Origin of the sequence: Mixta mediterraneensis, assembly GCF_030283135.1 — a bacterium.
GTDB lineage: Bacteria > Pseudomonadota > Gammaproteobacteria > Enterobacterales > Enterobacteriaceae > Pantoea > Pantoea mediterraneensis.
On sequence record NZ_JASUAZ010000025.1, the window covers coordinates 24,445 to 40,206 of the forward strand.

Consider the following 15,762-nt stretch of genomic DNA (forward strand, 5'->3'; position numbering starts at 1 on the left):
GAACCCGTCTCGTATTTTGATAAAAATATTTACTCCCATCAGGCATTCTATAAACGGTAAATACCCGCCTGACGTGCGAAATCAATAAGCTGAGCATTATTGTCAAAATTCATTTTTTTCATGGCATTATATTTATGTACCGCAATGGTTCCCACTGAACGCTTCAGGCGAGAAGCGATCTCTTTCAGACGCATGCCTTCAGCATAAAGCTTGACGACTTCAAACTCACGCGGCGTCAGAATGGGCGAGAAAGCACGCTGCTCCAGATTTCCTAAAATATGCCGAATAGCAGGGGAGAAGTAACATTTCTTTTTGTCATGTACTGAAGCACATTGTTTGATAATACGTTGCAGTTCGATATTAAGATCGTCGCGTTTACTGATAATACCGGCAAGCGGTTGCTCAAGTAACTGGCTGAGCGTTAACGTATCTTTCATATCGCTAAAAATAAAAATTTTTTTTACTTTTCCTGAGTTGTGAATTTTTTTTATCAGACGAAACCCATCATCATTTCCGCCATGAGAAAAGTTTAAATCAGTTAACAGAACATCTAGCTGACTCACCTCAGCATTGATTTTACGTACGAGTTCCTCACCTGTACCGGCATAAAATACGGTAAAAAATTCATCAAACTTATCGATTTTTTCAATTAAAGCACTGGTGATTATGGGATAAGGATCAGCGACAGCTATACGTATTTTTTTATCTATTATCATTTATTTAATCCCTCAAATTTATATATTTTCATTTTAGCTTCATTGTGCTGACAGTTAAGGCTCACAGATGGTACGGAAAACAGACCTGATGCTCTATAGGTTTTTCTGGATAAATATCTTACTTTTTTGTAATTTTTGAAATTGAAGGCAGCTGTGAAAAAAAACGAGGCAGTGCGGGCTAATCAGCAAAGGAGGCGCTACAAAAATGGAACTGTTGTCTCAGACCCGGCATTACCGTCTAAAATCAGTTATTTTTCAGGAAATTATCTCATGTAACATGCTGTCTGTTTTTGCGTTTCCCTTCGGCCAGCGTAGGGCTCTCTTCTTTTGTAAATGACTGAGTTATCAATGGACCCTGTTAATTTCAGTTCGTAGACAGGTTGCTTTCAGCTTTTTCAGCAGACAGATAAACGAGAATTTTTTATTGCGGCTATGAGTCGTATCGCTTAGTCAGGCTGACGATAATAATTTTTTTGACGATGCGGCAGATCACCTATTTTGATCTTTTTTCTTTAAGGCGATCGACTGTTATGCGCAGCTATTTAGCAAGCTGACATTAATAAGCTAAAGTTTTAAAGGGGTTTAACTAACGACCGCCAAACGGTACCAATGCTTAATGTAATGAAACAAAAAATGAGGCGAGAGTGATGACGGTTAAGACATTGAACGATCTCTTTATCCATGATCTGTCGGATATTTACAGTGCTGAGAAACAAATAACCCGTGCGTTGCCAAAAATGGCGCGAGCGGCTAGCGATGAAAAACTGATCGCCGCCTTTAAGCAGCACCTTGAGGAAACACAAGGGCAAATAGAGCGGCTGGATGAAATTGTCGAAGCGACGCCAGAAGTTAAAATGAAACGCATGAAATGCCATGCGCTGGAAGGACTGGTAGAAGAAGCGCAAGAAATTATCGATTCGGTTGAAAAAGGCGAAATTCGCGATCAGGGACTCATCGGCGCTGCCCAAAAAGTTGAGCATTATGAAATAGCCACCTACGGCACGCTTTATGCGCTGGCGACAAAACTCGGCTATACCAGGGCTGCGGAGCTGCTGGCGGAGACGCTAAGCGAAGAGAAACAAACGGATGAAAAGCTGACTGATGTCGCTGAATCCATCACTGTTACTTCCTGAGAAGGAGAAACCTTATGTCCCCAGAAGAAAACTATCATGACTGGTTGCGTGATGCGCATGCCATGGAACAGCAGGCTGAAAGTATGCTGAATAAAATGGCCGACCGCCTTGAGCACTATCCGGCGCTAAAACAGCGTATTACTCAACATATTGAAGAAACTAAGCAGCAGCAGGCCATGCTGAAGCAGTTACTTGAACGCCACGACATACACAAGTCAGCGCTAAAAGATGCGATGGGAAAAATGTCTGCATTTGGACAGGCAATTGGCGGTATGACCACACCGGACGAAGTCGTCAAAGGCGGTATTAGCGGCTATGTATTCGAAAACTTCGAAATTGCCAGCTATACAAGCCTGATTGCTGCTGCGGAGCAGGTGGGTGATGCTGAAGGCGTTTCCATTCTGACCCAAATCCGCGAGCAGGAGATTGCGATGGCTGAATGGCTTTATACGCATTTGCCAGAAGTCACGCAGCAGTTCTTACAGCGTTCATCGCAGCCGGGTGTAGAAGCGAAGAAATAGGGCATAACGGCCAGGAATGCTTTTAAACCCCATTCCTGGCAAGGCAGTGCGTTTATGGCGAAGCAGGTTGCCAGGTGTTAACCGCTTGCGCGTTGATCGGTTTAGGTAATAGCTTCGCCTGATAAAAAGCATCAGCAATTTTTTGCTGTTCAGCCAGAACCGTCGGTTTAACCGGTTTGATTTGATAACTGCGTTGAGCGTTGGCTTGCTCAACCGTTGAAGTTGGCAGTTTTCCCCATAATGGCGAAAGTATTTTCGCAGCATCAGCAGGATGTGTTTTTAGCCACGCGGCTTGCGATTCCAGCGATTTATAGACAGCATTCAGTACGTCAGGATGCGCTTTAGCATAATCTGTTGAGGCCAGATAATAGCGCTGGTAACTTGCCAGGCCTTTGCCGCTCGTCAGGACGCGTGCATGCTCTTCCACTTTCGCACTGGTTACGTATGGCTCCCAGGTAACCCAGGCGGCAACGCTGCCGTTTTCCAGCGCAGCGCGACCATCAGCAGGCGTCAGCCAGGCGGGGGTAATATCGCTAAATTTCAAACCCGCCTTATTTAGCGCCGCAATCAGTAAATAATGGCTGCCCGCCGCTTTAGTCACGGCAATCTTTTTTCCTTTTAAGTCCTGCAGGCGATTAATCGGCGAATCAGCCGGGACCAGAATCGCCTGCGCATTCGGTGACGGCGTTTCGCGGGCATAATAAGTCAGATTTGCGCCCGCCGCCTGGGCAAAAATCGGCACCGTATCAGCGACATCGGCCGATAAATCAACGTTATTCAAATTAAGTGCTTCGAGTAATGGCAAGCCGCTGGAGAACTCATGCCAACTGACTTTTACGCCCTGACTGGCGAGGGTTTTATCCAGCTCGCCGCGCTGTTTAATCAGGGTCAGCAAGGTCGATGATTTTTGATAACCGATACGTAAAGTTTGTTCTGCGGCGTGAAGCGGAAGCGAAAACAAAGCGGCGGCCAACAGGGCGCCGCTAACAGTTTTAAGGCGTGTCATGATGCATCCTTATGAGTTAAACGATGAAGCCTTTGGCGATAATAGGGGAGCACCTGTCGCCGGCTAAACGCCGTTTTCTCATAAGCTTTGCCACGCAGCGCATATTCGCTGCGTGGCAGGTAGTTAATCAGCCATTAAATGGCCGTACATCGCCATCAGGCGGCGCGTGACACCATTCGTCCAGCCAAATCCATCCTGCAATGGATATTCACCGCCGCCACCAGGACGGGCTCGATCGCCGCTGATGTCATACTTCTCAACCAGCTTGTGGTGCAGTTGATAGAAGTTATTAACCGTATTCAGCCAGTTAACGGCAATTTCACTGGCCAGCGTCTCTTCGCCGTAATTATTCAGGCCGACAACGGCCATCCACTGCATAGGCGCCCAACCGTTTGGTGCATCCCATTGTTCGCCGCTATCTACCATGGAGGTAACCAGCCCGCCATTGCTCAGCAGCAGCTGACGCAGCGCGATAGCTTGCAGATGTGCCTGATGTGGCGTAGCCAGACCGACAAACAGCGGCACCACCGCCGCCGCAGTAAAGGCGCCAAAACGCTCACGACGCCAGTCGTAATCGCGGAAAACACCCGCGGTGCTGTCCCACAAATAACGCGTAATGGCACGCTTACGCGCCTCGGCCTTCTTTTGCCAGGCCAGGGCGGTTAATTCTTCGCCTTTGGCATGCGACAGCGTAGCAATCATCAACTCAAGCTTATAAAGAAACGCATTGAGATCGATGGGAATAAATTGTGTGGTACGAATGCTTGCCAGACGTTTTGGATTACGCAGCCAGCGTGATGAATAATCCCAACCAGAAGCCGCACCCGCGCGCAGGTCACGGTACACCTCGCTGGCGGGGCGTTTTGACTGACGCGCGGTTTCCACATCTTCGATCCATGACTCATCGCGCGGTGTATCGCGATCATCCCAGTAACGGTTCAACAGGGAACCATTCGGCATACGCACCACGTGGCGATAGGCTTGATTTGGCATCAGTTCACCCGCACCATCCATCCAGAACTGATATTCCTTCATCAGCTGTTCCAGATACCGTTTTGCACCCCGTACACCATCTTCTTCAAACAGCTCAACCATTAGCGCAAATACGGGCGGCTGCGAGCGGCTGAGGTAATAGGTGCGGTTGCCGTTGGGAATATGACCATAATTATCGATAAGCCAGGCAAAGTTATCTGCCATATGGCGCAGCAAATCGTCGCGGCCGGATTCCGCCAGGCCGAGCATGGTGAAATAAGAATCCCAGTAATAGGTCTCACCAAAGCGCCCACCCGGCACTACATACGGTTTTGGTAGCGGCAACAGTGATGAATGCGGCATATGTTGCTGCGGCATTTTGGTCAGTACGGGCCATAATTCATCAATGTGCTCGTTCAGCGTTTTGTCAGGATTCGAGACGTAAAAACTCTCGTTCACGCCAGGTAAATAGAAGTGATCGGCGACGAAACGCGACAGATCGAAATCTTTGCTGCGTTTTTGCCGACGATAACGCATCAGCACGTCGAGTGGATCGTATTTTGGCGAACAGTCAGGAAAGGTTTTGCTATCCTCAAAGATGTGCGACATCTGAACCTGTTCAAACAGTTCAAGGTAGCGATCTGCAGGCGTCAGCGCGTCCGGAGCCGGTAAGCCTTCAATATGCTCTGGTTCCGGTTCAGAATCTTGCATGCCATCCAGTTTTAGTTCATGGGGATCGTATAGATACTCAACTTCCGCCCCTGCACGAACCTCTTCGAATGCATTAAGTTGCTGGCGTGTAGTATTAATAGCGGCCTCCTGAACAGTCCGGGTTGCACAAAGACCAAATTATAACCCCCTCCATCTGGCAGACAACAATGCAGATTGCCTATGGACGTGATAAAAATTGCCTATTAATCGCTTATTGCGCAGAATTTATAGCCATATCAACTAAATATGCGGCTTTCCATAAAAAACGCATTTCAGATGAATCCTTTAGGTAACTAAATAAATCGTTTTAGACTGACAAAAAGTGGCTTTTATTAACATTTTGATAAGTTTTGCGGTGCAAAACCTGGTGCATATCGTGGCATACGCAACGGTGATTTCCCTCTGGTGGTTCACGCGTTAAAAATAAGTCGCTGCCCGTCGCTGTAAAGTATGGAACAAGGACAATCACTTACTCCTGACGGAAAACGCAGCCGCCCGCTTATTTGACACAAAAGATTTGTTATCCCTGCCAAAAATCAGCTTCATCTTCCGCTTACGTTAAAGCATTCTTCTTAAGATTGTGATCACATATTTAACATCCTTTCAACGTGTTACGCGTAACCCTGATTGCATCACGCTGGGGCTGTATCTAAGTTGTATACAATCCGAATGCAAACGGCATCCCACGTTTTGTGGGGAGTTTAACGGCACCACAAAGCATACAGAGACGTGTTTGCTGCCCGTTAACCCGGCGCAGCGTCTGCCCGACTGGCTTCAACCCGAGAGGTTACTTATGTCGCAGGGAAATGAAAAAACACTGGCAATTGATCACGCCACGACAGCGAAAAAAACCAACATCCGCTGGATGGTGGTGGCAGCCTTATTCTTTGTCACCCTGATTAACTACGCGGACCGCGCCTCAATCTCCCTTGCCGGGCCTGGCATGGCAAAAGATCTGGGACTGAATGCGGTGGATATGGGGATCATCTTCTCCGCATTTGGCTGGGCGTATGTGCTGTTTCAGCTGCCCGGCGGCTGGTTGCTGGATCGCTACGGCTCAAAATTGATTTACAGCCTGAGTATTTTCTTCTGGTCGCTGTTTACTCTAATGACGGGCCTGGCAGGCTTTGTTACCGGCGGCGCGGCGTTAATTGTGGTGTTCTGCCTGCGCTTTATGGTCGGCGCTTCAGAAGCGCCCTCGTTCCCCGCTAACAGCCGCATCGTTGCAGCGTGGTTCCCGGCAACGGAGCGTGGCACGGCGGCGGCCATTTTTGCGTCGGCGCAATATGGCGCAACGGTATTTTTCGCGCCGCTAATGGGCTGGCTGGCCCATACTTTTGGCTGGCACTCGGTATTTACCGTGCTTGGACTGATCGGTATCGCCTTTCTGCCCGTGTTTCGCAAACTGGTACACGATCCGCTTAAACATCCGCAGGCGAATCAGGCCGAGATCGAACATATCGAAGCGGGCGGTGCGCTGGTGAATATGGATCGCGCGGATAATCAGCGTCCACGTCTTTCATACCTTAAGCAGCTGCTTACCAGCCGTATGATGCTCGGTATCTACCTGGCACAATATTGCCTGAACGCTATCGGCTTCTTCTTTATTACCTGGTTCCCGGTGTACCTGGTGCAGGAAAAGCAGATGACCATTATGAAGGCGGGATTTGTGGCGGCGATCCCGGCGGTATGTGGCTTTCTGGGCGGGATTCTGGGCGGCTTTTGCTCCGACTTACTGATTCGGCGCGGCATGTCGCTGTCGCTGGCGCGTAAGCTACCGATCGTCTGCGGCATGCTGTTATGCAGCGTAATGGTGGCTTGTAACTACACGGATTCTGAAACCGCGGTTATCGCTATTATGGCCGCTTCATTCCTTGGCAAAGGCATCGGTGGCATGGGCTGGACGGTGAACGCCGATACCGCACCGAAAGAGATTGCCGGGCTTTCCGGTAGCGTGCTGAACACCTTTAGTAACGCCTCCAGCATTACCACGCCAATTATTATCGGTTTCATTTTGCAGATAACCGGGTCATTTAACGGTGTGCTGTGGTTCGTGATTGCTCACGCACTGGTGGTGGCGATTTGCTATCTGTTTGTTGTGGGCCGCATTCAGCGCTTCACGCTACGCCATGACGAGCAGACAGGAGGATGAGGAATGGAAACACCACACTTTAAAGCCTCACTCAGCGACATTGCCTATCACAAGATCAAACGAATGATCCTGGGAATGGAGCTCGCGCCCGGCAGTTCGCTGACTGAAATGGGGTTAATTGAAACGCTGGAAATGAGCCGTACGCCTATCCGTGAGGCACTTTACCGGCTACAGCAGGAAAAGTTTGTTGAGCTGACCCCGCGTAAAGGCTGGTTTGTCAGCGAGATCAAACTGCAGGACATTCAGCAGCTATTTGTGATTCGTGAAGCGCTGGAAGGCATTGCGACACATCAGGCGGCGTCCTGTATCCCGGACGAAAAGCTGTATCAGATGGAGCTGGCGCTGGCAGCGCTGGAAGATTCATTGGTTAATGATGAAGCCAACGCCACCGACGCGGGTGATGCCCTGCATGTTTTGATCCTTGAATATGCCGGTAATCCCTACCTCAACAGCATCATGACGCTCTATCTCGATCGGCTGGAGATGTTCCATGTTATCGCCATGAAATTGCCGGGACGCAAGCTGCAATCCTGGCATGAACATCGGGCGATTCTGGCAGCGCTGATGGCGCGCGATGCTGAACAGGCAGGGCAGCGTATGCGTGAACATATCCGCAGCAGCCTCGACAGTATTCTTCTGGGGTTAATGCATAGCCCTAATTTTCCTTCACCTGGCGTCAGGCTCTCTCCGCTGTAAGCGCGCTGAGTGTTGGCGGAAAAACACAGGAGTTGTTATGCGTAAAGTCATTGTTTTTGGCGTTGATGGTTTAACGATGCCGCTGTTAAAGCGCTACGTCGGGCAGGGCGCATTACCTAACATTGCGCGGATGTTTCAACAAGGCGCAGCGGCAGAACTGCTGCCGTTTATCTCAGCATGGGGCGACGTAAACTGGGTGACTTTTCTCGCCGGTCAAAGCCCTGGCACCTCATGGCGTGGGCAATCTCTGCCACCCGATAATCAGGCTACCCATAATCTGTTGGCTGCCATGCAGCAGGCCGGAAAAAAGGCCGCGCTGGTGCATTTTCCTGAATCGATCAAAGCCGATGGCGATCACTTTAGCTTCGCGCCCTATTGGGGACGCGGCAAACCCTGGCCGGGTGAAATCTTCAAACCAATGGGCCACACCACGCGGTTACCTGCTCAGGGTGAAGCCAGGCCGCAATCGCTGGGTTGGCCACCCAGGGGATCGCTGGCCTACCACAATAAAGGGGCCTGGCAGGCGCTGGTGAAAACCGCCGAAGGTTATCAGCTCACGCTAAATGGCGGGCACGGCGACAGCCGCACGCTGCTGCTGCGTATTGAAGCCGGTCAGGCGCAGCTGCGTTTAGGCAGCGAAACCGTGACATTACCGCGACAGGCCTGGTCGCCATGGCTATCCCTGGCCGCGCTGGATATTGCGGGCAGCGTGCGTTTTTATCTGGGCCGCTGCGACGCAGAAAACGAGGATGTTGAGTTGCTGCAAAGTCAGGTAACGCGCGCCTATGCCCTGTCGGAGCACCCGCATCTGGCACGTCAGCTGCTGGAGAAAGGGCCGTTTTTCAGCAAATGGGTAGCAAAGGCTGCGGCAAACGGGGATTACCTGTCGGCAACCTGGCAAGAGGGCGACGAGCAGTCGCAATGGCTGGTGGACAGCGCATTGACGCTGACTCAGCGTGAAAATTACGCCTTATGGGCGACGGTCCATCGGCTGGTGGATGAATCACATCATAATTGCCTCGGCCAGTGCGATCCTGATTCGCCATTTTACCAGGCGCAGGACGCAGAACAGCATGACGCGGTGATGCGCAAATGCTATCAGATCCTTGATACCAGCATTGGACGACTGATGAATGAGATGGATGATGAAACGGTGCTGATGCTGGCCTCCGATCACGGGGCTGTCCCGAACCGCTATATGTGTGACATCTATCGCTATCTGGAAAAGCAGCAGCTGGCAGTGCTGGATGAACAAGGCTTACCTGACATGGCGCGCACGCCGTTGTACTTAAAGGATGAGCGCGGCGGGCTGGAAATTTTCGTCAACCTGAAAGGACGTGAAGCCAGCGGCGTGGTTGAGGTAGCGGATATTGATGATGTTTGCGCACGCGCATTGCAGGCGCTGGCGAACTGGCAAGTAAACGATCAGGGGCAAGTGCGGAACGCGGTAAGTATCGCGCTGCGCAAAGAGGATGCAGCAGGGATCGGTTTTTGGGGCGAGTGCGCGGGCGACATCATTTTCGCCTACAACACCGGTTTTGTCTGGGGCGTCAGTCAGAGCGGGGAGGATATTTGTCCGGTGTCCGAGCCTGGCGCTAATCACGGTCCGCAAAAACCCACAGCAGAAACCGCAATGGGATCTAACTACGGCGTGCTGCTGGCTTTTGGCCGCGGTATCCGCCAGGGCTATTATCACGATCGCCAGCAACGCGGCCCCTATCGTATGGTCGATCCGGCCGCCACCATCGCACATTTACTGGGGATTTCGGGCAGCGATCTTGATGGTCGCGTTATGCGTGAAATGCTGGATGCATCCTGCTAACAGGAAAAAAGCATGAAAATTACCGAAGTTAATACCCATTTATTGTCAGCAAAGCTGAGTACACCGTTTTCTTATTCACGCGCCCGCTACGATACCCGCACGGCGATGCTGGTTGAGATCGTCACCGACGAAGGCATTATCGGCTGGGGCGAATGTTATGGTCCGGCGCGCCTGACGCGAGCGGTGGTAGAAGAGCTCGGTGCGATGCTGACTGGCAACGATCCGTTACGCAGTGAGTTTCTCTGGCAGGAATTGTACGCACGGCTGCGCGATCATGGTCAGAAAGGGTTGCTGGTTCAGGGCCTGAGTGGCATTGATATTGCATTATGGGATATTCGCGGCAAATATTTTAATGTTCCGGCTTATCAACTGCTGGGCGGAGCAATGCGTACGGAAGTACAGGCTTATGCCACGGGATTGTATCGTCGTGACAGCGGCGATCCGCTGAGTTACCTGTGCGAAGAAGCGGCGGAATATGTAGAGCAGGGCTTCAGGGCGATGAAGCTCAAAGTCGGCTTTGGCGTGGCGCAGGATGTGGCGGTGACACGCGCGATTCGCGAAACCATCGGGCCGGAAGTGGCGCTGATGATTGATGCTAACCATGCCTATGATACGGTTGCCGCGATTCAGCTGGGCCGTAAAGTTGAAGAACTGGACATTGGCTGGTTCGAAGAGCCGGTGCCACCAGAAGATTTGGCTGGTTATCGTGCGGTAAAAGCGGCGCTGAGCATTCCCGTTGCGGGCGGGGAGTGCGAGTTCACCCGCCTGGGATTTCGTGATGTGCTGGCAACGCATGCGATGGATATTATCCAGCCAGATATTTGTGCAGCCGGCGGTTTATCAGAATGCAAAAAGATCTCGGATATGGCGCTGGCATTTGGCGTACGTACCAATCCACACGTCTGGGGCAGCGGCATTGGTATCGCCGCATCGCTACAATGGATGGCGATGGTGCCAACGCATACGCCCACCTCGCTTTCGCCAACGCAGCCGTTGCTGGAGTTTGATCAGACCGAGCATCCGATTCGCCAGGCGATCCTGCAGGCTCCGATTACTCATCAGCAAGGCTGGGTACAGATCCCAGAAGGGCCGGGACTGGGGATAGAAATTAACCGCGATGCACTGAATTTTTATCGGGCTTAAAGGCGATGTGCGCTGTCTTCGCAGCGCACATCTACCCCCGTTTAATGTAAATATTTTTCAAACCACGCCAGCGTCCGGCGCCAGGCTAATTCCGCAGCCGCTTTGTCGTAGCGCGGCGTTGAATCATTATGAAAACCGTGGTTCACGCCCGGATAAATATACGCTTCATAGATCTTATTATTCTGCTTCAGTGCCGCTTCATACGTCGGCCAACCGGCATTAATATTTTTATCCAGCCCGGCATAATGCAGCAGCAGGGGCGCCTTAATCGAGGGAACGTCCCCGGCGCTGGGCTGGCGTCCGTAAAAAGGTACGGCGCAGGTTAAATCCGGGAAGGCAACCGCTGCGGCATTCGCTACCCCGCCACCGTAGCAAAATCCGGTGATGCCGACTTTTCCGCTTCCTGCTTTATGGTGCATTAAGAAATCAACTGCAGCGAAAAAGTCATTCATCAGCCTGATGGGATCAACGCGCGCCTGCATCTCCCGGCCTTCATCGTCATTGCCGGGATACCCTCCCATTGAACTCAATCCATCTGGGGCCAGCGCGATATAACCCGCTTTCGCCACCCGGCGCGCCACGTCTTCTATATATGGATTCAGACCACGGTTCTCATGCACTACGACCACCGCAGGTATGTTGCCTCTGGCAACAGTCGGTTTCACCAGATAGCCGCGCACCTCGCCATGGCCCTGCGGCGAAGGGTAGTGAATATATTCCGCTTTGATAGCGGGATCCGTGAATTCAACCTGCGTAGCCAGGGCGTAATTTGGGCTCATCATACCGAGCAGCGTAGCGCCGGTCATGCCACCTATCGCCAGCTTGCTCGCCATAGAAATGAATTCGCGTTTACTGATGTTGCCGTGGGCGTAGTAATCGTAGAGTTCAAGCAGTTCCTGCGGAAAATCTTTTGCTGTCAGACGTGCCATAAAGACTCCTTAACCCGCGTTGATGGAAATTAAGTGAACCAGTAATACGCTGTCAGATTTACTCGTTTGTATGAATTTCTGGCTCTGGCTAACAAATTTGATGCGACATGGGCAGTTCAGGCATTGACCCAGGTCCCAACCATCTTGTTAACCGATTCACGCATTGGGAGCAATTATTGTAGTTCGAGCCCCGAAAAATCAGACGGCTACTGGCTGGAGAGTACGAAGTTCGCTATAAAATTCAGCAGTCAACCATGGTAGTTTGTCAGTGAAACCAGTTGCTGTCCTGTCATGCATTCTATCAGTAGCAGGGTGTCTGACCCCGGTTATTTACTGATATTTGGACAAATTACTCCTGTCTTGACGTATAAACTCCTGGTTTCGGCCGCCCGGCAAATTTTTTCTCCCATCAGCATCCTGAAACTGATGTTATTTTTCAGCACCAGCACCAGCACCAGCACCAGCACCAGCACCAGCACCAGCACCAGCACAAGGACATAGTTGCTGACGTAGATAATCCGGATTAACAGGAGGCAGTGCTGCTTAAACAAAGCACAGCGTGCCAGGTGAGGCAGCCAGAGGCGTAGCGCGATAACGTAACGGTACGTGAAAATAACGTGATCGTCCGGATAAATTATTCACCGGCTATTTTTCTGGCGAGGAAGTCTCTGAGACCTAATAAATTTCTTTACAAACAAAACTGTTAATTGGTGCGCAAAATGGCACTCAATTTATTAACAATATTTGCCAGCGCAGGCGTTATGAACTAAGGAGGTTCGCACATATTTATAAAGCCAGTAAATTAACCTTAAGGCTGAAAAAATAGCTTAAATGTCAGGTTGAAATAAAAATGGGCCTAACGCATTAAAAAATAAGATTATTGTATGAGTGATGAGCTCTTTAAAGTGCTTATGAAGGTAAGGTTTTAATCATAAAAGCATGTAAAAACAGCGCATTGATGCGGATTTCACTGCCGGGCTTCGCTTAGCGGAGAGTGGTTTTTATTACCACAAAATATAACATGCGTGTCACATAAAGGCGTTGAAGTTAACGTTTAAATCGTCTTTTTAAATAGATTTTTCCTGTTAAAAACAATGACCGAAATCAAAAAAGACTGTTATAGTTTTTACTCACCCGATTGTTTCTGTTTCCCTGCTGCGAAATGTTTTAAATTCGCGGCGGAAATTTAATTAAGCGCAACGTAAATATTAACGTTGTACTTAATTTGTTAACTATAAGTAAATATATGGTGTTCTATGTGGCAAAGAGGTAAGCAATGTTTGGATTAGATGCCTTTCATCTGGCCAGGATACAGTTCGCATTTACTGTTTCCTTTCATATTATCTTTCCCGCCATCACCATCGGCCTGGCCAGCTTCCTGGCGGTGCTCGAAGGTATGTGGCTGAAATCCCGTAATCAGACCTATCGCGATCTCTATCATTTCTGGTCCAAAGTCTTTGCCGTGAATTTCGGCATGGGCGTGGTATCCGGTTTGGTGATGGCGTATCAGTTCGGAACTAACTGGAGTGGTTTCTCGCAGTTTGCAGGCAGTATTACCGGTCCATTATTAACCTATGAGGTATTAACGGCATTCTTCCTTGAAGCGGGCTTCCTCGGGGTGATGTTGTTTGGCTGGAACCGCGTCGGTTCGGGCCTGCACTTTTTTGCTACTTGCATGGTTGCGCTGGGAACCATTATTTCCACGTTCTGGATTCTGGCCTCAAACAGCTGGATGCACACGCCACAGGGCTACATCATTCAGAACGGTATTGTCGTGCCGCAGGACTGGCTAAAAATTATTTTTAACCCGTCTTTCCCATACCGACTGCTACATATGTCAACCGCCGCATTCCTTGCCAGCGCCTTCTTTGTCGGCTCTTCGGCAGCCTGGCATTTGCTGAAAGGCAATGACAATCCGGCGATTCGTAAAATGTTCTCAATGGCGCTGTGGATGGCGCTGATTGTCTCGCCGATTCAGGCGATGATTGGCGATGCGCACGGTTTGAACACGCTTGAGCATCAACCAGCAAAAATTGCTGCGATTGAAGGCCACTGGGAAAACCCTCCGGGCGAAGCGACACAGCTGATCCTGTTTGGTATTCCTGATATGAAAGAAGAACGCACTAAATACGCGCTGGAAGTTCCCTATCTCGGTAGCCTGATTTTGACGCACAGCCTGGATAAACAGGTTCCGGCGCTGAAGTCGTTCCCAAAAGAGGATCGTCCAAACTCCACGGTCATTTTCTGGTCGTTCCGCGTGATGGTGGCGCTGGGCATGTTGATGATTACGCTTGGCGTGGTCAGCCTGTGGCTGCGTTTTAAAGGCCGCCTGTATGAATCTCGTCCGTTCCTGTGGTTTGCGCTGTTGATGGGGCCGGCGGGCCTGTTGGCGATTCTGGCGGGTTGGTTTACCACGGAAATTGGCCGTCAACCCTGGGTAGTTTACGGCGTGCAGCGCACCATTGATGCGGTCTCCGCGCATGGCGATCTGCATATGAGCATCAGCCTGCTGGCGTTTATCGTGGTGTACTGCTCGGTGTTTGGCGTTGGTTATCACTATATGATGCGCTTGATCAAGCAGGGTCCGGTTACCGGCGAAGGTCATGTTGTTGAGCACGGTGGTCCTGGCCAGAAGAAAACGCCAGCGCGTCCATTGTCAGCGGCAACGCATAAGGAAGGAGACCGCTAAGATGATCGATTTCTCTATTATCTGGTTCACGATTATCGTCTTTGCCACCCTGATGTATATCGTAATGGATGGATTCGACCTGGGTATTGGCATTCTGTTCCCGTTCAACAAAGATCCGGTTGAGCGCGACATGATGGTTAACACCGTTGCACCCGTCTGGGATGGTAACGAAACCTGGCTGGTGCTGGGCGGTGCGGGCCTGTATGGTGCGTTTCCGTTGGCGTATTCAGTGATTGCTGATGCGCTGTCGATCCCCTTGACGGCGATGTTAATCGGTCTGATTTTCCGTGGCGTCGCGTTTGAGTTTCGCTTCAAGGCAACAGAAGAGCACCGTCCGTTCTGGGATAAATCTTTTCTCGCCGGTTCGCTGCTGGCAACGTTCAGTCAGGGTGTCGCAGTGGGTGCCATGCTGAACGGCATTCCGGTTGAAGGTCGTGCTTTTGCGGGCTCGGCGCTGGACTGGCTGGCACCGTTCCCGCTGTTCTGCGGCGTGGGTCTGGTGGTAGCCTATGCGCTGCTGGGCTGTACCTGGCTGATTATGAAAACCGAGAACGAACTGCATCGTAAGATGTCTGCGCTGGCAACGCCGTTGCTGATTGCGCTTTTAGCGATCGTGGGCATCATCAGTTTGTGGACACCATTCTCACACGCCGACATTGCTCATCGCTGGTTCAGCCGGCCAAACCTGTTCTGGTTCCTGCCGGTTCCGGTACTGGTGCTGGTATGTTCATGGGGTATTGTGCGTGCCATCAGGCGTGAAGCGCACTACTCACCGTTCCTGTTAACGCTGGCGCTGGTATTCCTCGGCTTTTCTGGCCTGGGCATCAGCATCTGGCCAAACATTATTCCGCCATCGATCTCCATTTGGGCGGCTGCCGCGCCACCGCAAAGTCAGGCATTTATGCTGGTAGGTAGCCTGCTGATCATTCCGATGATCCTCGGTTACACCTTCTGGAGTTATTACGTGTTCCGCGGAAAAATCAAAGCAGACGAAGGATACCATTGATATGCAAACCGAGGTCAGCAGCATGAAAACCCATAATGAAACGAAAGCGCCATGGTGGAAACGCATCATGTGGCTGGTGATCATCTACGGCGCAAGCGTGCTGGCACTTGGTGTGGTGGCATCACTCTTTCGTATGATGATGACGGCGGCCGGTATGCGGAGTCATTAAACAAAGTGTTCTGCTGAAAGGCTGGCTGTGCCAGCCTTTTAATTAGTACCCTAAGCAATTAATGCGGTTTTCCCCTCCATTTCCCTACAGTTTCTTT

At 50.8% G+C, this 15,762-nt stretch carries 14 protein-coding genes; 9 read left to right on the top strand and 5 right to left on the bottom strand.

What is annotated here, in order from left to right:
* Positions 1–47 precede the first annotated feature (47 nt).
* Positions 48–716 (bottom strand): response regulator transcription factor, encoded by a 669-nt coding sequence (locus QRY16_RS14565; RefSeq protein WP_289777102.1) that lies wholly within the window; start codon positions 714–716, stop codon positions 48–50.
* 647 nt (positions 717–1,363) lie between these two features.
* On the opposite strand from QRY16_RS14565, the gene QRY16_RS14570 reads away from it, so the two are divergent.
* Together QRY16_RS14570 and QRY16_RS14575 are read left to right on the top strand one after the other, a co-directional pair.
* Positions 1,364–1,849 carry a YciE/YciF ferroxidase family protein gene (locus QRY16_RS14570; protein ID WP_289777103.1) on the top strand — a complete coding sequence of 162 codons (486 nt, stop codon included), beginning with the start codon at positions 1,364–1,366 and terminating at the stop codon, positions 1,847–1,849.
* A 14-nt stretch (positions 1,850–1,863) separates the two neighbouring features.
* Complete coding sequence (locus QRY16_RS14575) at positions 1,864–2,370, top strand: ferritin-like domain-containing protein (RefSeq protein WP_193404438.1); 507 nt, start codon at positions 1,864–1,866, stop codon at positions 2,368–2,370.
* Positions 2,371–2,422: 52 nt separating this feature from the next.
* On the opposite strand, the gene QRY16_RS14580 is transcribed toward QRY16_RS14575, so the two are convergent.
* Both QRY16_RS14580 and QRY16_RS14585 read right to left on the bottom strand, forming a co-directional pair.
* Positions 2,423–3,376 (bottom strand): aliphatic sulfonate ABC transporter substrate-binding protein, encoded by a 954-nt coding sequence (locus QRY16_RS14580; protein ID WP_289777104.1) that lies wholly within the window; start codon positions 3,374–3,376, stop codon positions 2,423–2,425.
* A 123-nt stretch (positions 3,377–3,499) separates the two neighbouring features.
* Positions 3,500–5,158 carry an alpha,alpha-trehalase gene (locus tag QRY16_RS14585; RefSeq protein ID WP_289777125.1) on the bottom strand — a complete coding sequence of 553 codons (1,659 nt, stop codon included), beginning with the start codon at positions 5,156–5,158 and terminating at the stop codon, positions 3,500–3,502.
* 694 nt (positions 5,159–5,852) lie between these two features.
* Here QRY16_RS14585 and QRY16_RS14590 point away from each other — a divergent pair.
* Genes QRY16_RS14590 through QRY16_RS14605 form a run of 4 tightly spaced genes read left to right on the top strand, consistent with a single transcriptional unit; the run spans position 5,853 to position 10,872 of the window.
* Positions 5,853–7,211: an MFS transporter gene (locus tag QRY16_RS14590; RefSeq protein WP_289777105.1), complete on the top strand. Its 1,359-nt coding sequence runs from the start codon at positions 5,853–5,855 to the stop codon at positions 7,209–7,211.
* A gap of 3 nt (positions 7,212–7,214) precedes the next feature.
* Positions 7,215–7,907, top strand: coding sequence for a GntR family transcriptional regulator (locus QRY16_RS14595; RefSeq protein ID WP_289777106.1), 693 nt, complete (start codon positions 7,215–7,217; stop codon positions 7,905–7,907).
* Positions 7,908–7,944: 37 nt separating this feature from the next.
* Positions 7,945–9,729: an alkaline phosphatase family protein gene (locus QRY16_RS14600; RefSeq protein WP_289777107.1), complete on the top strand. Its 1,785-nt coding sequence runs from the start codon at positions 7,945–7,947 to the stop codon at positions 9,727–9,729.
* Positions 9,730–9,741: 12 nt separating this feature from the next.
* Positions 9,742–10,872, top strand: a complete 1,131-nt coding sequence (locus QRY16_RS14605; protein WP_289777108.1) for a mandelate racemase/muconate lactonizing enzyme family protein — start codon at positions 9,742–9,744, stop codon at positions 10,870–10,872.
* 41 nt (positions 10,873–10,913) lie between these two features.
* On the opposite strand, the gene yghX is transcribed toward QRY16_RS14605, so the two are convergent.
* Together yghX and QRY16_RS14620 are read right to left on the bottom strand one after the other, a co-directional pair.
* The gene (gene yghX / locus QRY16_RS14610) at positions 10,914–11,801 is read right to left on the bottom strand and encodes a YghX family hydrolase (protein ID WP_289777109.1); all 888 of its coding nucleotides are present in this window, start codon (positions 11,799–11,801) and stop codon (positions 10,914–10,916) included.
* A 326-nt stretch (positions 11,802–12,127) separates the two neighbouring features.
* Positions 12,128–12,292: a hypothetical protein gene (locus QRY16_RS14620; RefSeq protein ID WP_289777110.1), complete on the bottom strand. Its 165-nt coding sequence runs from the start codon at positions 12,290–12,292 to the stop codon at positions 12,128–12,130.
* Between the two features lie 785 nt (positions 12,293–13,077).
* Between QRY16_RS14620 and QRY16_RS14625 the strand changes: the two genes are divergently transcribed.
* Genes QRY16_RS14625 through QRY16_RS14635 form a run of 3 tightly spaced genes read left to right on the top strand, consistent with a single transcriptional unit; the run spans position 13,078 to position 15,665 of the window.
* Complete coding sequence (locus QRY16_RS14625; protein ID WP_289777111.1) at positions 13,078–14,490, top strand: cytochrome ubiquinol oxidase subunit I; 1,413 nt, start codon at positions 13,078–13,080, stop codon at positions 14,488–14,490.
* A gap of 1 nt (position 14,491) precedes the next feature.
* Entirely contained in the window at positions 14,492–15,496 is a 1,005-nt protein-coding gene (cydB, locus tag QRY16_RS14630) for a cytochrome d ubiquinol oxidase subunit II (RefSeq protein WP_289777112.1), read from the top strand.
* 1 nt (position 15,497) lies between these two features.
* Positions 15,498–15,665: a DUF2474 domain-containing protein gene (locus QRY16_RS14635; RefSeq protein ID WP_193404429.1), complete on the top strand. Its 168-nt coding sequence runs from the start codon at positions 15,498–15,500 to the stop codon at positions 15,663–15,665.
* The last annotated feature ends 97 nt before the right edge of the window (positions 15,666–15,762 follow it).